The organism is Nesiotobacter zosterae, from assembly GCF_033843645.1.
GTDB lineage: Bacteria > Pseudomonadota > Alphaproteobacteria > Rhizobiales > Stappiaceae > Pseudovibrio > Pseudovibrio zosterae.
In genome coordinates this window covers 333152-356685 of sequence record NZ_JAWXVZ010000003.1, presented here as the reverse complement: position 1 = coordinate 356685, position 23534 = coordinate 333152, and the positions used below count along the sequence as shown (strand labels likewise).

Below are 23534 nucleotides of genomic sequence, written 5' to 3'. Positions count from 1 at the left end.
TTCAAGCAAATCCGGAAGCAACGCGGTGGACGATGGTGTGGCGCCGTGCAAGGACAGGAATGTCTTTGGAGTACCCGCCGCCCAGCACGCAAGCGAGTGGCAGCCCGCGACCACGCACTGAAGCCATCACCCGCGCATCTCTCTCATAAAGGCCTGCATCGGTCAGCGCCAAGCGTCCAAGTCGGTCATCCATGTGCGGGTCAACGCCTGCGTTGTAGAACACGATGTCTGGATCAAAAGAGCGCAGCATGGCCTCCAACACCTCATCCAGCGCTTCCAGATAGGGACCGTCTTCCATATTGTCCGGCAGCGGAATATCCAGATCGGAGGGCACCTTGCGAACTGGATAGTTCTTCTCGCTGTGCATGGAAAACGTGAAAACGGATGGGTCCTCACGGAAAATCTCCGCCGTCCCGTCGCCCTGATGAACGTCCAGATCGACCACAAGCGCCCGCCTGATCAGGCCTTCGGCTTGCAGCGCCCGCACAGCAACGGCCACGTCATTGAAAACGCAAAAGCCTGCGCCATGCAGCCGCCGCGCGTGGTGGGAGCCGCCAGCCGTGTTGCATGCAATGCCGTGCCGCAGGGCCAACCGTCCCGTCTCGATGGAACCGCCAGTCGCGCACTGACCACGAAACCCCACAGAATGGGTCATGGGAAAGCCAATCTCCCGCGCAACCTTGTCCGGCACGGTGGCGGAAAGCACTTGATCCACATAGGTCTCGTCATGAGCCCTAATGAGCTGCTCTCGCGTTGCAGGAGCAGGCTCGACAAATCCGCCGGGCAGCACAATGCCATCTGCCAGAAGCGTATCGGCAACGCCCTTGAACTTGAGCATAGGAAACCGATGGTTGCTCGGAATATCGGCGGTAAAGGCGGGATGATGAACGACAGGCAACTTCATAGGCCAAAGCTAGTGTATTTTGCCGCGATTGCCAGTACCGACCCCATGAAAGCATCTGTTGTCTTTGGCAGGATAGCCTAGTAAGACCTGCGGGTGTTTCTTCGCATCCTCAGGATGAGCTTTCCATGTCACAGTCTTTTGCGGTCACCAACCGCCTGTTCCTGTCCATTTCCATACCCATGACGCTGGCGTACATCTCAACGCCGCTTCTGGGCTTGGTGGATACTGCGGTGATTGGCCAAATCGACGATGCGGCGCTGCTTGGCGGCCTCGCGGTAGGGTCGGTGATCTTTGACATCGTGTTCGTGACCTTCAACTTCCTGCGCTCAGGCACAACTGGCCTTGCAGCACAAGCGTTGGGTGCTGGCAACGCGCTGGAGATCAAGGCTGTTCTGTTCCGGGCCGTCCTGCTCGGTCTTGCTTGCGGGCTCATCCTGTTTGCCGTTCACCCCCCGATTGTTAGTGTGGGCCTCAGCCTGATGGGCGGTTCTGATGAGGTGCAGGCAGCCGCAAGCGCTTACTTCTCGATCCGCATCCTCGCCGCTCCGCTAACCCTCGCCAACTACGCGGTTCTGGGCTGGTTCCTTGGCCTCGGCAAGGCAAAGACTGGCCTCTTCATTCAAACCCTACTGAATGGCCTCAACATCATTCTCAGCGTTTGGTTTGTACTCGGGCTGGACTGGGGCATCACCGGGGTCGCGGCAGCCACGGCGATCAGTGAACTCATCACGTTTTTCGTCGGCGGTGCCTTGGCCTATGCAAACATGAAAGGTACGCGGCAGCCCAGTTGGAGCGACGTGCTGGAGCGCCACAAGCTGGTTGCCATGATGGCGCTGAACCGGGACATCATGATCCGCTCCTTCACGCTCTTGTTCGCCTTTGCTTTCTTCATGGCTCGCAGTGCAGATCAAGGCGACACCATTCTCGCGGCCAACGCGGTTCTGGAGAAGTTCCTTCTCATTGCAGGCTACTTTCTGGATGGCAATGCAACCGCAGCAGAACAGATCGCGGGTCGGGCCGTGGGCGCGCGCCATCGCCCCGCCTTCAAACGCGCTGTCAAGCTTTCTCTCCTGTGGGGCTTCGGTCTTGGCGGGGCCGCAACGCTGATCTTCTTTGGCGTCGGCCCGTACATCGTAGACTTCATGACCGTCAACGAAGCCGTGCGCAGTGTTTCAAGGGATTACCTGTTCTGGGCTTGCCTTGGCCCATTGGTCGGCACCCTTGCCTATCAGATGGATGGCATCTTCATTGGTGCGACCTGGTCCAAGGACATGCGGAACATGATGCTGATTTCGCTCGCCGTATTCCTTGCCAGCTACTACGCCCTGTTCCCGGTTCTGGGGAACCACGGGCTGTGGCTTGCCATGCTGATCTTTCTCGGGGCACGGGGCATCAGTCTGCTGATCATGTGCGGTATCCGTGAAGAAAAGCAGTTTGCCGTGGTACCTGCTCACCCCTGAGAACAGGCACCAACGGCTTGCACTATTCACTCAAGCTGAGATCGGCCCAGGCATCCACGTTTGAGCCTACCGCTTGCTGAAGGTTGGTCAGCCCTTCCTTCTCGATCTGCTGCAGAAGGAAGCGGTTGATGTCCTTGATCACGTCTGGTCCCTTAAACACCATTGAGGTGTAAAGCTGCAGAAGGTTGGCCCCTGCGGTGATCTTGGTCCACGCTGCCGGCCCGCCATCGATACCACCAACACCAATGATCGGCAGGTCAGGCCCTACAAGACGGCGCATCTTGGCCAGCGCAATGGTGGACTTGCGGAACAGCGGCTTGCCCGACAGCCCGCCGGCTTCGCCCGCCTGCTTGGCGTCTTTCAGTCGCGGCCGATCAACAGTGGTGTTGGACACGATCAACCCGTCAATCTTCAGGGCCAGCACCTCCTCCGCAATGTCCTTGAGTTGCGCGTCCCCCATATCGGGTGCGATCTTCAAGAACACAGGGACCCGACGGCCCAATTTTTCGGCCTCCTCATCGCGTGCTGTCAACGATCGCTTCAACAGGTCGGACAGAGCATCACGTTCTTGAAGGGCTCGCAGGCCCGGTGTGTTGGGCGAAGAAATGTTCACGGTAAAGTAGGACGCGATATCCGCGAAGCGGTGGACGCCCGCCGCATAGTCTGCCGCCTTGTCCTCGGTGGTTTTGTTGGCACCGATGTTGATGCCGACCACACCGCCGTTGCGGGCACGCCTCTTCAGGCGGTTGTAGACCACTTCATGGCCGTCGTTGTTGAAGCCGTAGCGATTGATCACAGCCTCATCAGCGGTCAGGCGGAAGTTGCGCGGCTTCGGGTTTCCCTCTTGCGGCACGGGCGTCACCGTTCCTGCCTCGGCAAAACCAAAGCCCATTTTCAAGAGCGCATCCGGCACCTCGCCGTTCTTGTCAAAACCTGCGGCCATGCCCAGCGGATTGGCAAAAAAAAGGTCGCCTAACTGGAAAGAAAGGCGACCATCAGAAACAGGGGAACACGGCATCGACAACCCGGTCTTCAAGAGCCGGATTGTGGCCTCGTGAGCAGCCTCTGGCTCCAACATGTGAAGCGATTTAAGGCCAATCTTGTTGGCGATCCTGATAAAGCCCATTACACGTCCTCCGGAAACTGATGAGTGCCTTCGACAAGCGGCAGCGGCTTCACCCAGACCACAGCATCCATTTGCATTGGGGCATAAAGGTGGGGAAACAAAGCGCCACCTCGTGAGGGTTCCCACTTCAGGTGTTCTTCAGGCAACCTGTCACTCTCAATTGCGATAAGCAGAAGATCGTCTTTGTTTTTGAAGTGTTTCGCCGCCGTTTCCTTAACGGTGTCAGCGGTCGAGTAGTGAATAAACCCGTCTTCCAGGTCGATAGGCGCGCCAACGAACACGCCGGCATCTTCGGCTGCGTGCCAAAGATCCTTCTCAGCGATCTTGTAAATCAGAGACATTCAGGGGATTACCTTTTCAGCGGAGTGACAACCTCAACTGAAAGCAGTGTCATACGGCTGGTTTTGCCGGATTGCAAGGGGCAGAGTGGCAAAATGTGCGTCCTTGCCTTGCGGCATGCAACCTAAGATAACAAAAGCCATTGCAATTCTTGGCAGGGAGACGAGCTCATGTTCACACACAGCGACCTTTGGTTCGCTCTGGATGAAATCGCAGCGCGCAATGGGCTGACGCCTTCCGGGCTGGCGCGCCTTGCCGGGCTCGACTCGACGGCGCTCAACAAGTCAAAGCGCGTTACCGCTGAAGGCCGTCTGCGCTGGCCCTCAACAGAATCCCTTGCGAAAATTCTTGAGGTCACAAACACCGGCTTGGAAGATTTTTGCCGACTCGCAACAGGGAAGCGCTCGCGAAACCCGAAAACCTCACCGGTGACAGCGGCCCGCTTCACAACACTCCAAGCACTGCGGGAGAAGATGCCCCAAAATCTGGAGAGTTTTGACACTGCGGAAGATTGGGAATACATCGCCTTTCCTGTGCCTCACGCAAACAATGTCTTTGTGCTTGAAGTTTCTGGTAATAGTCTTGAGCCATATTACCAAGATGGTGAGATGCTGGTTGTATCTCCAGATGCGCCGCTCCGCAGAGGAGACCGTGTTCTGTTTGCCCGAAAAAGCGGGTTCATAGGCGCGCGGCGTCTCCTGCGAAAAACCCTCACCTCCTATGAATTTCAGGGACTTGTGGCGGGCGATGGGCCGCTTATCGTCCCGGAAGACGACCTGAACTGGGTTTTGCGCATTGTCTGGGTCAGCCAATAGCTGCAGCATCCCGGAAGCCACAACCTTATGGCGACTGTAACCGGAGGAAGTTGAGATGAAGGGCGCTTTTCCATTCGCATTGAGTGTGTTTGGAATTGGCTTGCTCGCCTGTATTGCCCTCCTCGCCGTAGATGAAGTGGAGGAACCGAAGGAACAGGCCGCCATCGTCTACAAGCCTTCTTCGCTTCCAGAGCCAGACCCCACGCCAGAAGAGCTGGCGCAAGCACAGGCGGTACAAAACCCCAACAACCTGCGCGCAATCACCGGAAACGGCATCACGCCCCCTCCCCCGGTTACAGGGCCCCTGAAGCGCATTGCAGCAGCCGAGAAGCCGGTAGAGGAAGTGGAGATCCCCGAGGAGATGACCATCTTTCGGCCCGTGATCGAGGATGGGGCCACGTTTCTTTTCAAGAACAACCGGTACAGGCTGCGCTACGTGAAGCCATTGGCGGTGGATGAGACCTGCGAAAGCTGGCTCGGCGGCACCTGGCCTTGCGGAATGCGTGCCCGCACCGCTTTACGAGCTTTTCTGCTTCAGGTGGCCATGACGTGCCGCGACTTCGAACAGGCTGAAAGTGGGCCTATCGCGGCCACCTGCAATCGTGGTCCAATCGATGTGGCCCATTGGATCGTTCAGAACGGTTGGGCGCATGTTACTGACGACGCGCCACTGGACCTGAAAATGAAAGCCAAAGCCGCAGAGCAAGAACGAAAAGGCATATGGCAAACGGAGCGCAAGACGCTGGATCTGGTTGAGGCAGAATTGCAACCTGAGCTTGGCGACGACATCAATTCGCCACGAGAGGGCACCATCCTGATTGAAACGTCTCCGCCCATCTTGTGGGTCCCGTCGGAGACTGAGCCTGCCGATATGCCACTTTCAGAATAGGACAGCGTTTGAGTACATCCCCATTGAGAGCTGTGACCAAGGAAACGAGTTTTCTGGTTGGCGCCTTCACCGCTGGCATCTTCTACACCTACCCTGAGGCCCTGCTGGGCGCAGGTGCCCCGGTGCCAGTGTTGGCGCTGAGCTTTCTTTGGATTTTCGGTGCCATGCTGTGGGGTGCGTTCGGCGTTGTGCGCCATGCGGATTGTCTGGCGGTGCGGCTCGGCGAGCCCTATGGGACGCTGATCCTGACCCTCTCTGTTATTGGCATCGAAGTCTCGCTGATCATATCGATCATGCTCACGGGCTCGGCCAATGCGACACTGGCAAGGGACACCATGCTGGCCGTGCTCAACATTGTGCTGAATGGCATGGTTGGCTTGTCGCTGCTGCTCGGCGGGCTGCGCCACGGAGAGCAACCCTTCAACACACAAGGGGCCCGCAGTTACCTTGCCGTGCTCATTCCTCTTGCGACGTTTTCCATGATCCTGCCGCGCTACACCACTTCGACCAGTGACCCTTCGCTGTCTCCGGTGCAGCAGATCACCTTCGCGCTGATTATTGTCATGCTGTACGCCGTGTTTCTCGCCATTCAAAGCAAGCGACACAAGTCGTTCTTCCAGCAGCCCTCTTCACACCCCGGCATTGCGCTCTCCTTCCTTTTGGAAGGGAAAAAAGAAGGGCTTGAGCCGGATACCATGAGCGATCATCACGACGACGAGCATGGCAACTTGGAGATCCATTCCACTCCCTATCATGCGGCTTTGTTGCTGCTGACCATGCTTCCGATTGTGCTGCTTTCCAAGAAGCTGGCCGTCCTCGTTGATTTCGGCATTGACGAGATGGCCTTGCCTGTCGCCTTGGGCGGTGTGCTGGTCGCGCTTCTGGTGCTGACGCCTGAAGGCTTGAGCAGCTTCAAAGCGGCGCTGAACAACAAGGTCCAGCGCTCCATCAACATTTGCCTTGGCTCGGCACTGGCAACCATTGGCCTGACCGTGCCAGCGGTGCTGTTGGTGGCTGGCTTCCTGGACATCCACGTGGTGCTTGGCCTCAAGTCCACCGACATGGTGCTGTTGATCCTGACGCTTGCGCTCAGCCTCAACACCTTCAGCGGCACCCGCACCAACATGCTACAGGGCGCGGTTCATCTTGTGCTGTTCGTGGTGTACTTCGTTCTGATCTTCCAGCCTTAAAACGGATGGAGCCAAGGCTTCTTCCACCACGTGGTCAGCCCAGTCCTTGTTGCCCCGCTCAGAGGCATGAACGCCATCCTCGCAAAAGTGCACCCGGCCAATGCCCGGCATACTGGAGACCCACTGCCCACCCCGTTCTTCACAGAGGGTGCGTCCGATCTTGTTGATCATCGGACGTCTGAGGCCAAGCACATAGGCAAGGCCGGGCGTAAGCGCCGGAACACCGTGTGGAGACATGAGGCAGGACCAGAAGATCTTTGCGCCGGGGTACTTGGCTTTGAGCGCATAGATCAGCTCCCCAAACCCTTTTTTCCACTTGGTGCCGGAGTGGAAGTTCTTCAGGTCATTGAAGCCGACGCTAACATAGATGTGGGTGTAATCGGTGGCTGGAAGGTGCGGCACGACCACATCGCAGAGCTGATTGGCTGTGGCGCTGTTAAAACCCGCCGCGCGCCATTCCACGGCCCGCCCGGTTTGACGCGCCAGCGACTGGGCAAGCTGATAGGACAGACCGTTTTCAAGCGTGCCAATGCCAACACCGGCAACAGATGAATCCCCCAGTACCAGAAGGCGTAGTGGTGCTCCTGCGCCCTCAAAACGGCCTTCATAGGGACCGGTGCCAGGACGCAGACGCGGGGTTTTTAGCCGTGTGCGGATGCCTTCAACTGCGTATAGCGGGAACAAGGCCCATGAAAGCAAACTACTTAGACTCATAAAAAAGCCCCCTCTTGGTCAGAGGGGGCAATTCATCACGCTCCGAGCTCTCCTGCAAGTGCTTTTGCAATCAGAGCTCGTGTCTCATCAATGCCGTAGAGGGCCACAAAAGACCCAAAACGCGGCCCCTTCTCCTGCCCCAGAAGTACTTGATAAATCGCAGAAAAGAAGTTCTGTGCAACCCCTGGGCGACCATCTGGACCTGGCTTTTCGACGTTCTGGTAACGCTCGATATTGCGACCAATGTCGTAAATTGCATTCTGAATATCGGCGCCGTCCGTGTCCTTGTCCAGACCGGCCAAAACCGCGTCCAGCTGCTGGAGCATTTCCGTTTCAACTTCATCAGCCGGCTTAAATTGTTTGTTCGGCTTTACAAAGTCGTCGTAGTAGCGGATCGCATAACCCACCAGCTGATTGAGGATCGGGTGGGTTTCAGCACTGGTGCCCGGTGCGTAGCGAGAAATGAACGCCCACAACACATCCGAGTTTTCCGCGTTTGATGCTGAGACCAAGTTCAGCAGCATGGCGAAGGAAATCGGCACTTCCTCTTGTGGCGGCTGACCGTTGTGAACATACCAGACCGGGTTCATGAGCTTTTGCTCAGGCTTCATGGTGGGGTATTTGTTCAAGAACGTGCAGTACTCGTCGACCGCCTTTGGGATCACGTCGAAGTAGAGCTTCTTGGCAGTCTTTGGCTTTTGATAGTTGAACAGCGACAGGCTCTCGTTTGACGCATATGTCAGCCATTCTTCCATGGTCAGGCCGTTACCCTTGGACTTGGAGATCTTCTGGCCTTTTTCGTCGAGGAACAGCTCGTAGTTAAAGCCCTCCGGCGCGGGCTTGCCCAGCGCACGACAAATCTTGGAGGACAAGTTCACACTGTCGATCAAGTCCTTGCCTGCCATTTCGTAGTCCACGCCGAGAGCGTACCAACGCAGCGCCCAGTCGGCCTTCCACTGGCACTTTACGTGACCACCTGTGACTGGCACCTCAATGCGTTCGCTGGTCTCCGGGTCAATGTAGGTAACAGTGCCCTTTTCCACGTTGCGGTCGACCATTGGCACCTGCAGCACAATACCAGTGCGCGGGCAAATCGGCAGGAACGGAGAATAGGTGGCCTGACGCTCCTCACCAAGTGTCGGCAGAATGATCGCCATCACGTCGTCATAGACTTCGAGCATGCGCAGCAGCGCCGCATCCAGCTTGCCCGAGGTGTAGTAGTCGGTAGATGAGGCAAACTCGTAGTCAAAGCCGAAACAGTCGAGGAAAGCCATCAGTTTGGCGTTGTTGGACTGGGCAAAGCCCTCATACTCGCCAAACGGATCTGGCACCCGCGTCAACGGCTTGCCAAGGCTTTCGGCAAGCAGCTCCTGATTTGGAACGTTGGTCGGCACCTTGCGGAAACCGTCCATATCGTCGGAGAAGCAGATGAGCTTGGTCTCGATCTTGTCTTCAGTGAGCAAACGGAACGCGGTACGCACCATGGAGGTACGCGCCACTTCGCCGAAGGTGCCCATGTGCGGCAGACCGGAAGGACCATAGCCCGTCTCAAACAAGACGGGCCTCGGTTTGCCCTCTTTTTCGAGACGTTTGACCAGTTTGCGCGCTTCTTCGAAAGGCCAGGCTTTAGATACCTTGGCGGCCTCGATAAATTCAGGACTGAGGTCGAGCTGCGGCAAACGTTGATTGGTCATGGCTTTAAACCATCTAACTTTCATACTTGAGTGGAAAAAACTAAGCCTGTCCGCGAGTACTAACTGCGACAGGCTGCCGGAACTTAAGTAAAACAAGGGGCTCCGTCAATGACCGTTCGGTGACAATAGCAGTGCTCCCTTGCATCTATGTGGTTTTACCCCTAATCCTGCAGAATGAGTGAGCATGATGCTTAGGGTTTAAGCATCGACCCTTTCTAGAGACGAGAGAAACATGAATAAGCTACTGAGTGTTCAAGAAGCACTGGTCCATATTATGGTCATGACCGCCGCCGCTGATAGCAGCATGACAGATTCCGAGCTGCGGACGATTGGTGAAGTGGTCCAATTCATGCCTGTTTTCAGAGGGTTCGACGAGACGGAGCTGGTGCGCATCAGTGGTGAATGTGGCGAGCGCATGAGCGCTGAAAACGGTCTGGGCGACACGCTGGACCTGATCGCACAGTCCCTGCCCTCAAAGCTCTATGACACAGGCTACGCGGTTGCTGTAGAAGTTGCCGCAGCGGACCTGCGCCTTCAGCAGGAAGAGCTACGCATGCTGCAGCTGTTCCGTGACCGCTTCAATCTGGACAAGCTCACGGTTGCGGCCATCGAGCGCGGCGCACAGGCGCGCTACCGCACCGAGTAAGTTTCATAGGGCTATTGGAATGGTAAGGCGGCTCTTTGGGCCGCCTTTTTTGTTTGTTTCTCAGGCAATAGAATCAAAAGGCACAGGTTCCCGAACCTCAAGGCAATGCATGAGTGCTTTCCTGACGGCGTTTGAACTTGGGAAAGGCTTGGTTTCAAAGCCTTGCTGTTCGCGCATGCGCTCAAACGCGAGCACCTTGGGCAGCCACAACAGCTCACATACATGCAGCATGTCGTCGTTTACCCGGCCACCAGATGAACTGTAGCCTTCAAGGAACTGATTGTAGGCGTTCGTATCAGCCACCAGATGGCCCTCCGCGTTCAATCGGGTCCAATGGCGCATCTTGACCAGATCCAATTCGGGAGGGGCAATCATCGCATTGTCCCAGTCGATCACCTTGAGGCCCTCTTCGGTATCCAGCCAGTTAAGGGGATGGTAATCGTTGTGGGCGAGCACAAAGCGTTCAGGCGTTTTGAGAAGCGGGAGAACAGCATCCTTTACTCGGGCGGCCTCCAGATCAACACCGGTGAGCTTTTCCAGCTGCTCCAGTTGCACGCCCACCCAGTCTTCCGGGGCACGCCATTCTTCGTCCAAGCGCCGCTTGAAGCGGGAAAACTCAACCCGGTGAATACTGGCGAGCGTCTTGCCCGCGCGGGTGTAAATGTCGTCAGCCCTCTCCCGCCGATCATTCAGCCATTCATGCAAAACAAATGCATGCGGTACCATGGTTCGGGCGAAGTCGAAGAATACGGTCTCCGGCATGATGGGGTGACGTTCCCCCATGCCGATGGGCATTGAAGAAAGCCGTGCCACATGCCGATCCAGCTCTTCTTCGAGGTTATGTTCTGGCTCTTCACTCAAGGTCAGGAGCGCTGCAACCAGTAGATCTTTTGGAAACCCGGTCTCGTAACCAAACAGCTGCTCATTGGCACGCACGCGAATGCAGTAGCTGCGCGCATAGTGATCGAGCCTGTAAATGTGATTGATCGCCCCTTTGAAGCTTGGAACGGACGTTTTGTCCCGCAACAGCTCGTAGGCGGCGTTGTAAACCGCTTTGCTTGCCCGCATGAATGCCCCGGCGTTTGGGACCCGCCTTGAGGCGAGTCACAGCACGCTAAATTGTTGTTGGTGGAACCTGGCGCTGCACCCACCCGCAGGCCAAGCATCTCCCTTAATTCAGGGTACGCACTTGATCAGGCAGATCCAAGGAGAAAGCGGGGATCTCAACATCAAACCGCTCACCTGATAGCGTTTCCATCTGGTAATCCCCAGACATGATGCCCGAGGGTGTCCCAAGCGGACAACCAGAGGTGTACTGGAAGCTACCACCCGGTTCTATAACGGGTTCTTCCCCAACGACACCAGCGCCGCGCACCTCTTGCAGGTGGCCGGTCTCGTCGATGATTTTCCAATGGCGCGCACGCAGGCAAACGGTGCGATCGCTGAAATTCTCTATTGCGACCTTATAGGCCCAAAAATATTGATCTTCTTCCGGTCGAGATTCCTCTGAAAGATAGTAGGGCTCGACAGTAACCTGTATGTCTCGGGTGATGGAGCGATACATCACAAGTTTCCTTTAGTTATACGGCCTAGAGGTAGCCTTTTATTGTTCCATTTTAATGCAGCACCGGCGTGGCGGACAAGCCCAAGCTAGCCTAGTGAAAATGTTCACTGAACTATGGTGGACACCTCGTTTCCATAGATGGGTCAAAGCCCTCGGCGTTCAAAGCCTCTCGCCACAACACAATACCCAGAGCTCCCCTAAAAGTTCTGGGATTTGGCCGTGCAGCGGCCCTTGTCCGGCGATCGACGACACCGTGCCGTGCCCTACCCCTCCAACAGCGCCTTCACCAGGAAAATGCGTGCGATGGCTGAGATAAAGCACACGCAGGCAAAGCCCCAGGCGATGTAAACAAACAACGACGGGAAAAGGCAAAATGCGATAAAGACCGCAATGGTTTCGAGCCCTTCGGCCAAGCCACCCAGATAGTAGAATGACTTGATGCCTTGCGCCCGCGTGTTCATGCCGCGCTTTGCCGCCAGTGTCGCGAAGGCAAGGAACGTGGCGCCGTTCAGATAGAAACTCAGCAGCAGAACGGCACCGGCCACAGCATTGCCCACCGGATCATAAACCACGAAGGCAAACGGAATGGCACCATAGAAAATGAAGTCGAACACGATATCGAGGAAGCCGCCAAGATCGGTTTTTTCGGTCGCGCGCGCCACCGCTCCGTCAAGGCCATCGGCCAATCGGTTGATGATGATCGCAACCAGCGCCGCCTCGAACTGTCCAAGAGCAATACAGAGCGCCGCTACGCCAGCGAACAACAGGCCGATGACCGAAACGGTGTTGGCACTCAAGCCCGCATTGGCAATCATCTTGCCAAGGCGGTTCAGTGGTGGGTCAATGTATCGGCGCGCAGTGGCATCAAGCATCAGGCTCTCCCTGAGTATTTATATACTACAGGGAATAGTAGGCCTTAAGCCAAATGGCTAGAGCACTCCGACACATTATCCAGTCAAGTCTGATTGAGGACGTCCGCTCAGGTCTTTTCCGAGCTTTGGTTTCTCAGCTCTGCCACTTCGCGCCGCAAGGCCCGCACTTCCTGAAGCACCAGCTCTGTTTCCGAATGGATCAGCTGACGATCCTTTTCAGCGCTTGCGTCGTGCTCCTGCTGCATGGCCGAAACCATGATACCAATGAACAGGTTAAGCACCGTAAACGCAGTACACAGGATGAACGGCAGGAAGAAGAGCCATGCGCTTGGGTAAACCTCCATAACCGGACGGACAATGCCCATGCTCCAGCTTTCCAGCGTCATCACCTGAAACAGCGTATAGGCGGAGGCGGCGATCGAGCCAAACCAGTCCGGGAATGAGGCACCGTAAAGCTTGGTGGCCATCACTGAGAACACATAGAACACCAGCGTCATCAGGAGGACCACAGAGCCCATGCCCGGAAGCGCGGCCATCAGGCCGCCAATTACCTTGCGCAGCGAAGGCACCACCGAAATGAGGCGGAGCACACGCAAAATACGCAGAGCACGCAGCACACTTGCAGGACCCGTTGCTGGCACCAAGGCAATGCCGATGATGAAGGTATCAAACAGGTTCCACGCGCCGGTGAAGAAACGTGGCCCATAGGCGAATATGCGCAGGGTCAGTTCCACCACGAAAATGGCAAGGATGGTCCTGTCCATGGCGATCAGCACGGGACCAAACGCGTCCATCGCTGTCTGACTGGTTTCCAGACCCAATGTGACTGCATTGATCAGAATAAGCGTGACAATGGTGTATTCCCAGCGTTTGCCCTCAATGAGAGCACGAAGCCTCGCCCGCATCATGTTCAACCTGATTTGATTCAAACTGAGGGTAACCTATGAATTACTACGAGTAGATCAAGGCCTGTTTCGACCGGTTTGTTCGCAATCCCTGAGTAATTTTGTGCATCTTGCCATCAGCGCGTGCAAACGGGCCGAAAAGCCTTGCCAGCTGCGCCAAGGACAACTGGTTATCAACCTCTCCCTATTTCAAGCGCCTTGACACCTGCAGGTTCCTTGCTGATAAGAGCAACAAGCGCGCGGGTGTAGCTCAATGGTAGAGCAGTAGCTTCCCAAGCTAACGACGAGGGTTCGATTCCCTTCACCCGCTCCATTTCCGCTAGATTAACACTAGTAAACTTTCCCACACCGCTCTTCGAGATTTCTGGTAGGCTGCCCCACCTTCCGCAACGGAATGAGGCTACCTCATGAGACTTCTTGTCGTCGCACTCCTTGCCTTCAGCCTGGAAATGGCACAGGCCCAAGCTTACACCGGCACCATCACCACCAAGGTGAATTTTCGAGAGGGGCCGGGAACGAACTTCCAATCCATGGGCACACTTGATGCCGGCACAAGTGTCGAGATCACCGAATGTGATGAGAGTGGCTCATGGTGCGCCGTTTCCATATCTGGTCAGTCCGGATTTGTAAGTGGCGAGTACATCAGTGTCTCGGAAGAAGAAGGCGGCTGGCCACGCACCTTTCAGGCCGAGGACGGTGCGGTCATCGTGCTGTACCAGCCTCAAATCACGGAGTGGGCCAACTTCACCACCCTGAAAGCGATGGTGGCTACCGAATATCGCCCAGCCGCCAATGAAGCTCCGGTTTTTGGCGTCATAAATCTGGAGGGCAAGACCTTTGCCAATGAGGACAGCGACGAGGTGTTCCTTCAAGGCATCAAGGTAACCGGCCTTGTTTTTTCCGTCCTCTCCAAGGATCAGCTGAGCAAACTCAATCTTGAGGTCGGCAAGCTGATCCCGGTCGATACCATCACCTTGTCCAAGCAGCGCATCGCCGCCTCGCTTGCCAATTCCCAGCAGATGCAGAACGTGGAAGGGTTGCAGGCCGAAGCGCCGCCCATCTTTCACAGCACACAGGATGCCGTTCTGCTTCAAACCGATGGCGAACCCATTGAAGCGCCTGTTCAAGGGGTGGATGAGCTTCTTTTCATCGTGAATACCAACTGGGACCTGTTCAAGCTGAATGAAACCGGCACCTACTACCTGCGAGATGAGGAGGCTTGGCTTTCTTCGGACAAGCTGGATGGCACCTGGATAGACGCGGGGCAGCTGCCCGAGGTTTTTTCCAAGCTGCCGGATGACGAGAGCTGGCAGAACGCGAAGGCTGCTTTTCCCAACAAGGGATTGGAGGGCGCTGCAGTGCCCGTTGTGTTCTACAGCGACCGACCAGCAGAACTGTTGCTCTTCGAAGGTGAACCAACCTTGGAGGATGTCGGCACGACGGAACTGCAATGGGCTTCCAACTCAACCAGTGACGTGTTCTTCCACAAAACGGAGAAGAACTGGTACACCTTGCTTTCAGGTCGCTGGTTCCGCGCCCAAAGCCTTGATGGGCCTTGGACATTTGCCACACCGGACTTGCCACAGGACTTTCAGTTCATCCCTGAGGATGCCCCTTACTACTCTGTGCGTGCGTCCATTCCGGGTACTTCGGAAAGTGCGGAGGCAAGGCTGCTTGCCAGCATTCCAACCACCGCCCGTGTGGAAGTGGGGTCCATTCAGCCAGAGGTCAGCTACGCGGGAAACCCTGATTTCCAGCCCATAGACGGCACCTCCCTGTCCTATGCTGTGAATACGAGCAGTCAGGTGCTTCAAGTGGGCACCGCCTATTATGTGGTGCAAGACGGCGTGTGGTTTACTGGCCCCAGTGCCAACGGACCGTGGGAAGTGGCGACTTCCGTGCCCGATGAGATCTACGAGATCCCGCCCAGCTCCCCGGTTTACAACACTACCTACGTGCGGGTCTACGAGAGCGAACCGGCCAGCGACACCTCAGCTGGTGCCGTGTGGTTTGGCTTCACCATGGGTTATCTTTGGAGCTATCTGGCATGGGACACCTACGTCTATGGCAATGGGTATTGGTATCCGCCCTACTACCGGCCATGGCGACCAGGGTACTATCCGCCCTACTTCCCTCGCCCTGTCACTTTCGGCTCCGGGATCTACTACAACCCGGCGCGCGGTGTTTTTGGCCGATATGGCTATGCCTATGGCCCCAACCGGGGCATCGCGGTGGGCCGGGTGTATAACCCTTCTACGGGCCGTTACATTCGCGGCGGCTATGCCTCAGGCCCGCGTGGCGCTGCGGGCTTCATCTCCGTTACCAACCCCATCACCGGCAACAAGGCCTTCGTGGGCGGAGGCAGAAACATCTACGGCAGTTGGAACACCGGCGGTGTGAAGCTTGGCAGTGAGTGGGCGCGGGCCAATCCGGCAGACCGCTTGCGGGACGGGGCCGGACCGGGGCGCTGGAACCGTGCGTCGAAGGAAGGTCTTGTTGAACGCGGTCGCCGTGGAGAGATCTTTGCCGGACAGGATGGCAAGGTCTATCGCAACATGGAGGGCAAATGGCAGCAGTTTGACCGCGGCAACTGGGAAGGTATAGACGGCCCAGCAGCAGAACGGCTTGACAGGGATCGCCTGGAAACCGTGGCCGCAGGCGCAGCAGGCGCTGCAATTGGAGCCGGAGCTGTTCAAGGCCTTAAAGGAACAGGCGCTGGGCAAACGGTTCGGGATCGCGCCGCAGCCTCCGGCGCGGGGCAAACGGTTCGGGATCGCGCCGCAGCCTCCGGCGCTGGGCAAACAGTCCGGGATCGCGCCGCAGGCTCTGGCGCTGGACAGACCATCAAGGACCGTGCCCAGCAACGCCCTGACGGCGTTCAACGCCCGGCAGCACGGCCGGACCAACCACGCGCTGAACGTCCCGCTGCCAGACCCCAAACACGGGAGGCGGTAAAACAGAGGAAGCCCGCTGCCGTTCAGCGCCCCGCAGCACGAAAAGCCCCTACCCACTTGCGCAAGGACCAAAGAGCACGGCAAGTTGGGAACAAACGGGTTCATAAAAGCCGCGAGGCTCGCAAGCCGGCTACACGGCAGGCCAGACCACAAGCGCGCAAGGCAAGCCACCGTTCAAGAGGAGGTGGCGGGAAAAGGCGGAGATAATGAGTGCAGGCAAGACCGATCTTTTGCGATTTGTCGAAGCTCAAGAGAAAGTATGGCCCACGGTCGTCAGCGAACTGACCCTGGGCAAAAAAGCAAGTCACTGGATGTGGTTCATCTTCCCCCAGCTAAGGGAACTGGGGCGTTCAGGCACTGCTCACTTCTATGGGATTGAAGACCTTGTGGAAGCCAAGGCTTATCTGGCTCACCCAGTGCTTGGTCCGCGCTTGACCGAGGCTATGGCGTTGATGTTGAGCCATCCGGATGTAAGCGCGGAGGCGGTGCTTGGCCCCATTGACGCCAAGAAGCTGAGATCCAGCGCCACGCTGTTTGCTTTGGCGAGCCAGAATGCCGCTCCCTTCACTCAAGTGCTGGACGTGTTTTATGACGGCGTGCGCTGCGATCTGACAACATCCTTCCTTTCTGAAGCGTAGTCGCCCAGCGCTACACTTTTACAAAGCGGCCTCTCGTCACCCAGCAGCACGAGGGGAAACCCGTAAATTTGGTTGCAAATGGCAGACTTGCACACGCCAAGCTTGACCCCAATGATCCCTGCGCAGTAGGTGAAACGATAAACCTAACTGACCCATCGACCCATTTTGGAGATAATCATGCACGCAACCACCAAGGCGCTGCTTGACGCACGGGCGCACAAAACCCCAGTTCCCCTATCAAAGTTTGCAGAGTTGACGCCATCGCGGGACGGCGCGCTTGCTGTTCAACGCGAGGTCGCCGCTGACCTTGGCGAAGTTGGCGCATGGAAGGTTGCGGTCACGCCGGACGGGGAAGCGCTGTTTGCCCCCATCTTCACGCCGACCATCAAGGAAGACGGCGCGGTGTTTTCTGAAGGCAGCGAGAAGCCGATTGGCGTTGAGATTGAACTGGCGTTCCGTCTTTGCAAGGATCTGCCTGTGCTTCCGGAAAAGGACGAGGACCTCATCGCCGCCATTGATGGCCTTTACGCGGTGATTGAGCTGATCGATAGCCGTCTTGAAGACATGAACCAGGCTTCACTGGATTTGAAACTGGCGGACTACCTTTCCAACGCGGGCTTCATTGTCGGCGAAAAGATCGAAACATGGGATCCATACGCGCTGACCACTGTCGATCTCAAGCTTGTCGTCAACGATGAAACCGTCATCGATGGCAGCGTTACCAATGTACTTGGCGCACCACTCGACTTGCTGAAGGGCGCGGTGAAAGCGGCGGGCGATCACTGCGGTGGTTTCAAGGCGGGTCAGTATGTCACGACAGGCTCTCTGTCGGTCTGCGTCTTTTATCCTGCAGGATCCAAGGTCACTGCAAAGTACCCTGCGCTCAAGGCCGCCGTCAGCGCAACACTTTGAAGCAAAATGAAAAAGGCGCGCCCAGCGGACGCGCCTTTCTGCCTCCTCTGCCGTCTCTTAGTTCTCCTTGAACGCTCTTGACATGCTGTCACGAAGCGGACGGGTGAGGTAATCGAAGAAGGTACGCTCTTTCGTCGTAATGTGGACCTCGGCAGGCATGCCGGGTAACGGCGTGAAGTCTGCCATTTCGGCCCGCATACCCTCCATATGGGATTTGTCGAGCTTCACACGCGCCAGATAGATGTCACCCACCTGACCGATTTCGTCCGTTGGCTTGGAATCCGGCGAAACGTAGATCACTTCGCCGTACATGGTGGGCGTCGTGCGCTGGTTCAGGGCCGTCAACCGTATTGTCGCTTGCTGGCCCACATGCACCGTATCGATGTCCTGCGGGCGGATGCGAACTTCCAACAGCATCTCGCTGTCCAGCGGCACAATTTCAAGGATGTTCTTGCCGCTCTCAATCACCCCGCCGGAGGTGTGGTAGTAAAGATTGCCGATCACCCCAGCATTGGGGGCCAAAATGTTGACGCGGTTGAGCACGTCCTTTGCGGCCCGGATTTGCTCCTGCACATCATCAATCTGCGCTTCAATGTCTTGCAACTGGACGGTCGCCTTTTGGCGGGTGATGGACTTTACCCGCAAGATCTCTTCCTGCGTGCGGGCGATGCGCTCGTTAATGTCCCCGATCTCCCCCAGCAGGCGGCCGATATCGCCCTTCAGGTTGGCCTGCGCCCGCTGAATTGCGAGGATTTCCGGCTTGCGGATCAGGTTTTTCTTCATGAGTTCACGCTTGTCTGCCAGCTCCGCCTCAAGGTACTCAAGCTGAAGCCGGGCAGATTCCTGCTGTGCCTCGTTGCCTCTGATGCGCTGATGCAAACTGTCGATGCTGTGCTCCAGAATGGCCGTCTCGCTCTGCAATTGTCCCATGTCCACTGCAAAGGCCGCCTTCTGGCTGTTGATGATTTCCACCACATCCGGATCCTGACGGCGGTTCAAAAGCTCCTGAGGAAAGACAATTGCCTCTTTGCCCGAGATCAACGCGTTGAGCCGGGCTTCAATGGCCTGAAAGCGGCTGAGCCGCAGTTCCAGACGGCGCAGGTTGGCAAGGGGCGCAGTCTTGTCGAGGCGCACCAGCGTCTGCCCCTTCTCAACCACATCGCCTTCTTGAACCAAAATGTCTTGAATGATGCCGCCTTCCAGATGCTGCACCATCTTGTTCTGGCCGGTCACCACAAAGCTGCCTTTGGAGATGGTTGCACCCGCTATCGGAGCCATGCTGCCCCACACACCAAAGCCAGCCACCAGCAAGATGAGGAGCGCAAAGCCGATGAAGGCCGGGACCCCGATTTTGTGGGGCACATCGTGGTGCCACTGTTGAAGATCGGTAGGGACGAGCGTCATGACTGTTTCCTGTTATCGTTTCTTTTTGAGTGGTTTCAGTCTTGTGCCATCACTCGGATGGCGGCTCGATGGACCCTTCTGGACCATTTTGCGGACCCTTCTGGTCCGGCAGTCTGCGCGCACGCTGCTTTGCGGCGGAAAGCTGCTCGCTCACTTCATCACGTGGGCCTTGCAGCTGAACGCTGCCGTTCTTCAGCACCATGATGCGATCCACGCTGCGCAAAAGCGACGGACGCTGGGTAATCACGACGATGGAGATGCCTTCTTGTTTGGCCCGCCCCATGGCACGGGCCAGAGCCTGTTCGCCGATGGGATCAAGGTTGGAGTTGGGCTCATCCAGCACCACCAGTCTTGGGCTGCCATAGAAGGCACGCGCCAGACCAATCCGCTGCTTTTGCCCGCCCGAGAGGGGAGCGCCATCCATGGATATCATCGTCTCATAGCCCTGATGAAAGCCTGAGATCATGTCGTGCACGTCAGCGAGTTCCGCCGCCCGGAAGATCTGCGCATCGGTCGCATCGTCACGCATTCGGGCGATGTTTGCCTTGATGGTGGACGGAAACAGCTGCACGTCCTGCGGCAGATAGCCAATGCTTTCGCCGAGCTGGCGTGGGTCCCAGTTGCGAAGGTCCATGCGGTCGAGGCGAATATTGCCCGCCGTTGGCGTGATGGACCCCACCAACATCTTGGCGAGCGTGGATTTACCAGCTCCGGAGTTGCCGATGATTGCAAGGCTCTCGCCCGGATCAAGCGCAAAGGAGATACCGTTCAAAATCACCTTTTTGCTTGGCTTTGGCACGTACAGGATGCGCTCCACATCAAGGCGACCTTTTGGATCAGGCAAGCGCAGTCGGTCCACGTTGAGCGGCGAGCTGTTCAAGAGGTTACGAATCCGGGAGTAGGCCGAGCGCGCCTGGATCATGTTCTTCCAGCCTTCGATCGCCCCTTCAATGGGTGCCAGCGCACGGGAGGCGATGATAGAACCTGCGATCACCATTCCGCCGGTCACCTCATTTTCCAGTGCGAGGAAGGCCCCCCACCCCAGCATGCCAACCTGTGTGGCGAGGCGAACCAGCTTGGAAATGCCGGACATCACCACGTTGCGGTCCTGACCGCTGACCTGCGCCTTCAGGGATTCAGCGGTGTCCTTGCCCCACATCATCACGCTTTCCGGCACCATACCCATGGCATTGATGACCTGCGAGTTGCGGGACATGGCATCGGCCTGAAGGTTTGCGCGGGAAGCAAAGGCGTTGGCACGGCTGAAGGGAACTACGGTCAAGCGCTGGTTGATCAGCGCCACGATGAACAGAAGACCGATAGCGCCGGAGACGATCATACCCAGATGGGGGTGGATCATGAAGACGGCCAGCAGGAAAACCGGGGCGATGGGCACATCGAAGATCGTGAGCAAAGTGGAACCGGTAATGAAGTTCCGGATCATCTGCAAATCGCCCAGCGCCTGAAACTCGCGGTTGGACCCATCGATGGATGCTTTGGCCGCCGCATTCATCACCGGGCCGCCAAGGCGGGTTTCCAGATGCACGGCCGTGCGCATCAAGATGAACCGCCGGATCATGTCGAGCATGACGTGGAAAGTCAGGGCGCCCATCACGATCACCGTCAGCATCATCAAGGTATCAGTGCTGCGCGAGGTCAAAACTCGGTCTGAAATCTGGAACAGATAGATGGGAATGGACAGAACCAACAGGTTCACAAATAAGGAGAAAATAAAGACGATCATGAGGTTCTTGCGGCACACGGCCAACCCGTCTGCCATGATCTTGCGGAAATTGGGCGCTCCGCCACGCACCTGCAAGGGGGAACCGTTGTCGCCGCCGCCACCGCCGCCACCTGGTCCGCCGCCGCCATCCGTCGGCGGTTTGCCACCACCTCCCGTGCTTGGTTCCTTGACCGGGGTTTTGTCATGGGCATTCGTTTTGGTGTTCACAGCTCCATCAATGGTCTGGCCATCTTTTTTGCCGTGCTCACGGGCCTCTTCCGGTGCCTTGCCTGTCTCTGGCTGTTGTTCGCCTGCTTGCGCAGGATCCGCGGCCGCAGGCTCTTCTGCGGCTTTGTTCTCGGAGGGATCAGGTGACGCGACGGTCTGGTCATGATCCGTGGCCTTGTCGTCTTGGCTCTGCTGCTTGTCCCAAAGATAGACCAGCTTGCCGCTCACAGTTCCGTCGCTCGGAGGCTGGGGTGGGCCCTGCCAGTCCTCCGCTGTGTTCTTGTTGTTTTTTGAAACCATACTAAGCCAAAACCGATGCGAGCATGTCGTCACTGGAAGCGTCTGGTTTGACGATTTCAGCATCACTACCCGTTACGGTTTCCTCCTTGGATCCTTCGACAGCAAACACGACCACTTCAGATGCCAGCGCATCCATCGCTTCTTCGTTTTCCAGATCTTCTGGAAGCAGGTTGGCCTGCATGAGGAAGCTTTCCTCGTAGTGGTCGCCTTCAAGCATTTTCAGCTCGGAGGCGCTGTCATATTCAATGATGCTCGCCGTGTTGATTGTAGTGTTGCCCCCCAAGGACACCGTCACGTCGGTATCCACTGAGGTAGACGAGGCCACTGCCACGGCGTCGGCGTCTTCTATGATGTTGGTCTGAAAGATCGCCTTCGTGTCATAGTAGTTTCCGGTGACGTACAGCACGCTGAATGTGCCGCCGCCATTGCCAGCGAACATGCTGGTCAGCAATGGGTCCAGTTCGGTCTCACCGGCCTGGATCAGACTGCTCAGCTCAGCTGCGTTCTCTGTCATGAAATCAAAGGCAATAGGTGTGCCAGCATCACCAATGCTGGCGCTGTTGATCAGCGTATTGCCACTTGTTGAAGACGAAATACCATCATCGTCAAATGCTTGCCCCATGCCCTGCATGTAGTCCGCATCGTAAATGATGTTCTTCTGATAGATGTAACTTGTCTCATAATAGTCCCCACCAACGATAATGAGATCATAGTTGGTGGAAAGTTCCAGAAATGAAGCAGAGTTTTGCGCGTAGTTGTTGCCCACTACAATCGACATTTTATCGGTGATCTCGATCTGCCCAACAACATCGTTGTCAACGATGTGGTTGATTTGAGTAAACCGCAGCGCGTCATAGTAGTCGCCATACGCGTAATCAATGGTCCAGAGCGCGTTTGATGCCCCTGCTCCAACTTCAAGAATGGGCGCTTCTGTCGGCGCTGGAGCCTCCACCACGTCGTCAAACCGCGCGAAATTGTCCATGGTGTTTGTATTGGACGCACTGCTGGTGGTCCCTGCGCTCACCATGGATGAAACGATGGTCTGCTGTTGCGCTAAACTGGAGATGAACTGTTCGGATGACTGGTCTTGCACATTCCAGTACGTGTCTGGCACCATATCGCCATCATGCAGGATGTTGATCTGGGCAATCACATTGATGTCGTAGTAGTCACCATGGATCATCGCAGAACCATAGGTCTCCGGTCCGTCCACGATAGAGGCGGTGTTGATTGCCGTATTGCCCCCCACGTCAAGCGTGCCGACGTCCGCCTCGGGATCGACCTTGCCGTCTATCGGGTTCGGCGACTGGGTTCTCAGATACAACGATAGGTCCAACTCGAATGAAGCCTCACCCTCCTCGCCATTGTGGCTGTAGACGGTCACCGTATCTCCGGGCTGTGGGCCTTCTGGCACTTCGCCATTTTCGATGGCTTCCTGCATCTCTTCCATTTCGAGACGCCGCTCTTCCAATAGAGCTTCATATTCTTCCTGACTGAGCACACCGTAGGAGGCGACGGCCGTAAGCGAGATCTGGGTGGTCAGGGTCGTCGCGAGCTGCGCAGCCATGTCATTGGGGCCCATGCCCGAAACATCGCCGACACTGGCTACATTCCAGAAGGCTTCAACTACAAACTGCCCAGAAGCAGCAGATGCGCTGTTGTAATAGGAAAGGCCAACGTCGAACTCTCCGTTCAGCAGAATGTCATCGTCCCAGAGGTAGTGAAGTTGCGTGATTACACCCGCAACACCGCCGTTTTCGCCATAGGTATAGAGTGCTGGCGTGAACACTTCCCCGTTAACGCGCACAGTGAATGAGCCGCCAAAGCCACCCGTTGATGAGGTTGCTTCAACTTCTTGAGCTGGAAGGGCGCGGTCAGAGATGCTGAAGAAACGGTTTGGATAGATATCCGGGCGCTCCAGATCGCTCAGGTTTGACGACGGCAACTTGATGTCTTTCAAATCAATGCCGAACTCACCATCTTGCACTCGTCCCAGATATAGTTCGCGAGCTGCCCACCCCAAGTCGGGCCCTGCCAGCTCCACTTCCATATCCTCGTAGAAGTTTTTCCAAAAGCCAAAGTCTTCTGGAATTTTCCACTCGCCTGTAAACCTTTGCAAAATTTCAGAGACGCCTGGACTATACATGCTGCATCCTCCACAGCCCACCTCTTGGACCTGGTCAAGCATTGATCAAGTTGTGAGAGACGGAGTTAAGGGAGACGAGGCGGGCCCTCGCTCTGGAGCAAGAACCCGCCT

Annotated in this window: 20 protein-coding genes and 1 tRNA gene; 9 read left to right on the top strand and 12 right to left on the bottom strand. The window is 56.7% G+C overall.

Features of this window, described 5'->3' with window-relative positions; translation table 11 throughout:
• Position 1 precedes the first annotated feature (1 nt).
• Positions 2–904 carry a histone deacetylase family protein gene (locus Q3Y58_RS06365; protein WP_319621536.1) on the bottom strand — a complete coding sequence of 301 codons (903 nt, stop codon included), beginning with the start codon at positions 902–904 and terminating at the stop codon, positions 2–4.
• 125 nt (positions 905–1029) lie between these two features.
• Here Q3Y58_RS06365 and Q3Y58_RS06360 point away from each other — a divergent pair, with 125 nt between their 5' ends.
• Positions 1030–2364 (top strand): MATE family efflux transporter, encoded by a 1335-nt coding sequence (locus Q3Y58_RS06360; protein ID WP_319621535.1) that lies wholly within the window; start codon positions 1030–1032, stop codon positions 2362–2364.
• Positions 2365–2386: 22 nt separating this feature from the next.
• Here Q3Y58_RS06360 and Q3Y58_RS06355 read toward each other — a convergent pair whose 3' ends face one another.
• The gene (locus tag Q3Y58_RS06355) at positions 2387–3490 is read right to left on the bottom strand and encodes a quinone-dependent dihydroorotate dehydrogenase (protein ID WP_319621534.1); all 1104 of its coding nucleotides are present in this window, start codon (positions 3488–3490) and stop codon (positions 2387–2389) included.
• Positions 3490–3831, bottom strand: coding sequence for a DUF952 domain-containing protein (locus Q3Y58_RS06350; RefSeq protein ID WP_274219299.1), 342 nt, complete (start codon positions 3829–3831; stop codon positions 3490–3492). Before Q3Y58_RS06350 ends, Q3Y58_RS06355 begins: the two co-directional genes overlap by 1 nt.
• Before the next feature lie 168 nt (positions 3832–3999).
• Here Q3Y58_RS06350 and Q3Y58_RS06345 point away from each other — a divergent pair, with 168 nt between their 5' ends.
• Genes Q3Y58_RS06345 through Q3Y58_RS06335 form a run of 3 tightly spaced genes read left to right on the top strand, consistent with a single transcriptional unit; the run spans position 4000 to position 6723 of the window.
• Entirely contained in the window at positions 4000–4644 is a 645-nt protein-coding gene (locus tag Q3Y58_RS06345) for a S24 family peptidase (protein WP_319621532.1), read from the top strand.
• Positions 4645–4699: 55 nt separating this feature from the next.
• A complete protein-coding gene (locus tag Q3Y58_RS06340; protein ID WP_274219301.1) occupies positions 4700–5533 on the top strand; it encodes a thermonuclease family protein in 834 nt (277 codons plus the stop codon).
• Between the two features lie 8 nt (positions 5534–5541).
• Positions 5542–6723, top strand: a complete 1182-nt coding sequence (locus Q3Y58_RS06335; RefSeq protein ID WP_319621531.1) for a calcium:cation antiporter — start codon at positions 5542–5544, stop codon at positions 6721–6723.
• Here the strand turns inward: Q3Y58_RS06335 and Q3Y58_RS06330 are convergent.
• Complete coding sequence (locus Q3Y58_RS06330; protein WP_274219303.1) at positions 6661–7437, bottom strand: SGNH/GDSL hydrolase family protein; 777 nt, start codon at positions 7435–7437, stop codon at positions 6661–6663. The two genes, Q3Y58_RS06335 and Q3Y58_RS06330, sit on opposite strands and share 63 nt — an antisense overlap.
• Before the next feature lie 35 nt (positions 7438–7472).
• A complete protein-coding gene (locus Q3Y58_RS06325) occupies positions 7473–9131 on the bottom strand; it encodes a lysine--tRNA ligase (protein WP_319621530.1) in 1659 nt (552 codons plus the stop codon).
• A 232-nt stretch (positions 9132–9363) separates the two neighbouring features.
• On the opposite strand from Q3Y58_RS06325, the gene Q3Y58_RS06320 reads away from it, so the two are divergent.
• A complete protein-coding gene (locus Q3Y58_RS06320) occupies positions 9364–9777 on the top strand; it encodes a tellurite resistance TerB family protein (protein ID WP_274219305.1) in 414 nt (137 codons plus the stop codon).
• A gap of 60 nt (positions 9778–9837) precedes the next feature.
• On the opposite strand, the gene Q3Y58_RS06315 is transcribed toward Q3Y58_RS06320, so the two are convergent.
• The 4 genes from Q3Y58_RS06315 to Q3Y58_RS06300 all read right to left on the bottom strand — a co-directional run bounded on the left by Q3Y58_RS06315 (position 9838) and on the right by Q3Y58_RS06300 (position 13118).
• Positions 9838–10845, bottom strand: coding sequence for a phosphotransferase family protein (locus Q3Y58_RS06315; RefSeq protein WP_319621529.1), 1008 nt, complete (start codon positions 10843–10845; stop codon positions 9838–9840).
• 103 nt (positions 10846–10948) lie between these two features.
• Positions 10949–11341: a Co2+/Mg2+ efflux protein ApaG gene (apaG, locus tag Q3Y58_RS06310; RefSeq protein WP_274219307.1), complete on the bottom strand. Its 393-nt coding sequence runs from the start codon at positions 11339–11341 to the stop codon at positions 10949–10951.
• Between the two features lie 263 nt (positions 11342–11604).
• Complete coding sequence (locus Q3Y58_RS06305) at positions 11605–12213, bottom strand: CDP-alcohol phosphatidyltransferase family protein (RefSeq protein ID WP_274219308.1); 609 nt, start codon at positions 12211–12213, stop codon at positions 11605–11607.
• Positions 12214–12320: 107 nt separating this feature from the next.
• Positions 12321–13118 carry an ion transporter gene (locus Q3Y58_RS06300; RefSeq protein ID WP_274219579.1) on the bottom strand — a complete coding sequence of 266 codons (798 nt, stop codon included), beginning with the start codon at positions 13116–13118 and terminating at the stop codon, positions 12321–12323.
• A 239-nt stretch (positions 13119–13357) separates the two neighbouring features.
• Between Q3Y58_RS06300 and Q3Y58_RS06295 the strand changes: the two genes are divergently transcribed.
• The 4 genes from Q3Y58_RS06295 (at position 13358) to Q3Y58_RS06280 (ending at position 17622) form a co-directional block, all read left to right on the top strand.
• Positions 13358–13431: transfer RNA gene (locus Q3Y58_RS06295), tRNA-Gly, on the top strand.
• A gap of 94 nt (positions 13432–13525) precedes the next feature.
• The gene (locus tag Q3Y58_RS06290) at positions 13526–16279 is read left to right on the top strand and encodes an SH3 domain-containing protein (protein WP_319621527.1); all 2754 of its coding nucleotides are present in this window, start codon (positions 13526–13528) and stop codon (positions 16277–16279) included.
• Positions 16279–16710 carry a DUF1810 domain-containing protein gene (locus Q3Y58_RS06285; RefSeq protein ID WP_319621525.1) on the top strand — a complete coding sequence of 144 codons (432 nt, stop codon included), beginning with the start codon at positions 16279–16281 and terminating at the stop codon, positions 16708–16710. The genes Q3Y58_RS06290 and Q3Y58_RS06285 overlap by 1 nt, the downstream gene beginning before the upstream one ends.
• 177 nt (positions 16711–16887) lie before the next feature.
• Positions 16888–17622 (top strand): hypothetical protein, encoded by a 735-nt coding sequence (locus Q3Y58_RS06280; protein ID WP_319621524.1) that lies wholly within the window; start codon positions 16888–16890, stop codon positions 17620–17622.
• Positions 17623–17679: 57 nt separating this feature from the next.
• Here the strand turns inward: Q3Y58_RS06280 and Q3Y58_RS06275 are convergent, their stop codons facing one another.
• From Q3Y58_RS06275 to Q3Y58_RS06265, 3 genes are read right to left on the bottom strand one after another with little or no spacing between them, the layout of a single operon-like run.
• Positions 17680–19026: an HlyD family type I secretion periplasmic adaptor subunit gene (locus Q3Y58_RS06275; RefSeq protein ID WP_274219312.1), complete on the bottom strand. Its 1347-nt coding sequence runs from the start codon at positions 19024–19026 to the stop codon at positions 17680–17682.
• A gap of 49 nt (positions 19027–19075) precedes the next feature.
• Positions 19076–21277 carry a type I secretion system permease/ATPase gene (locus tag Q3Y58_RS06270; RefSeq protein ID WP_319621523.1) on the bottom strand — a complete coding sequence of 734 codons (2202 nt, stop codon included), beginning with the start codon at positions 21275–21277 and terminating at the stop codon, positions 19076–19078.
• 1 nt (position 21278) lies between these two features.
• Entirely contained in the window at positions 21279–23423 is a 2145-nt protein-coding gene (locus tag Q3Y58_RS06265; RefSeq protein ID WP_319621522.1) for a hypothetical protein, read from the bottom strand.
• Positions 23424–23534: the final 111 nt, after the last annotated feature.

Bases quoted from the DNA above. Each gene is read 5' to 3' on its own strand.
- Q3Y58_RS06365 (WP_319621536.1), bottom strand. From the start codon at position 904: ATGAAGTTGCCTGTCGTTCATCATCCCGCCTTTACCGCCGATATTCCG.
- Q3Y58_RS06360 (WP_319621535.1), top strand. From the start codon at position 1,030: ATGTCACAGTCTTTTGCGGTCACCAACCGCCTGTTCCTGTCCATTTCC.
- Q3Y58_RS06355 (WP_319621534.1), bottom strand. From the start codon at position 3,490: ATGGGCTTTATCAGGATCGCCAACAAGATTGGCCTTAAATCGCTTCAC.
- Q3Y58_RS06350 (WP_274219299.1), bottom strand. From the start codon at position 3,831: ATGTCTCTGATTTACAAGATCGCTGAGAAGGATCTTTGGCACGCAGCC.
- Q3Y58_RS06345 (WP_319621532.1), top strand. From the start codon at position 4,000: ATGTTCACACACAGCGACCTTTGGTTCGCTCTGGATGAAATCGCAGCG.
- Q3Y58_RS06340 (WP_274219301.1), top strand. From the start codon at position 4,700: ATGAAGGGCGCTTTTCCATTCGCATTGAGTGTGTTTGGAATTGGCTTG.
- Q3Y58_RS06330 (WP_274219303.1), bottom strand. From the start codon at position 7,437: ATGAGTCTAAGTAGTTTGCTTTCATGGGCCTTGTTCCCGCTATACGCA.
- Q3Y58_RS06325 (WP_319621530.1), bottom strand. From the start codon at position 9,131: ATGACCAATCAACGTTTGCCGCAGCTCGACCTCAGTCCTGAATTTATC.
- Q3Y58_RS06320 (WP_274219305.1), top strand. From the start codon at position 9,364: ATGAATAAGCTACTGAGTGTTCAAGAAGCACTGGTCCATATTATGGTC.
- Q3Y58_RS06315 (WP_319621529.1), bottom strand. From the start codon at position 10,845: ATGCGGGCAAGCAAAGCGGTTTACAACGCCGCCTACGAGCTGTTGCGG.
- apaG (WP_274219307.1), bottom strand. From the start codon at position 11,341: ATGTATCGCTCCATCACCCGAGACATACAGGTTACTGTCGAGCCCTAC.
- Q3Y58_RS06305 (WP_274219308.1), bottom strand. From the start codon at position 12,213: ATGCTTGATGCCACTGCGCGCCGATACATTGACCCACCACTGAACCGC.
- Q3Y58_RS06300 (WP_274219579.1), bottom strand. From the start codon at position 13,118: ATGCGGGCGAGGCTTCGTGCTCTCATTGAGGGCAAACGCTGGGAATAC.
- Q3Y58_RS06290 (WP_319621527.1), top strand. From the start codon at position 13,526: ATGAGACTTCTTGTCGTCGCACTCCTTGCCTTCAGCCTGGAAATGGCA.
- Q3Y58_RS06285 (WP_319621525.1), top strand. From the start codon at position 16,279: ATGAGTGCAGGCAAGACCGATCTTTTGCGATTTGTCGAAGCTCAAGAG.
- Q3Y58_RS06280 (WP_319621524.1), top strand. From the start codon at position 16,888: ATGCACGCAACCACCAAGGCGCTGCTTGACGCACGGGCGCACAAAACC.
- Q3Y58_RS06275 (WP_274219312.1), bottom strand. From the start codon at position 19,026: ATGACGCTCGTCCCTACCGATCTTCAACAGTGGCACCACGATGTGCCC.
- Q3Y58_RS06270 (WP_319621523.1), bottom strand. From the start codon at position 21,277: ATGGTTTCAAAAAACAACAAGAACACAGCGGAGGACTGGCAGGGCCCA.
- Q3Y58_RS06265 (WP_319621522.1), bottom strand. From the start codon at position 23,423: ATGTATAGTCCAGGCGTCTCTGAAATTTTGCAAAGGTTTACAGGCGAG.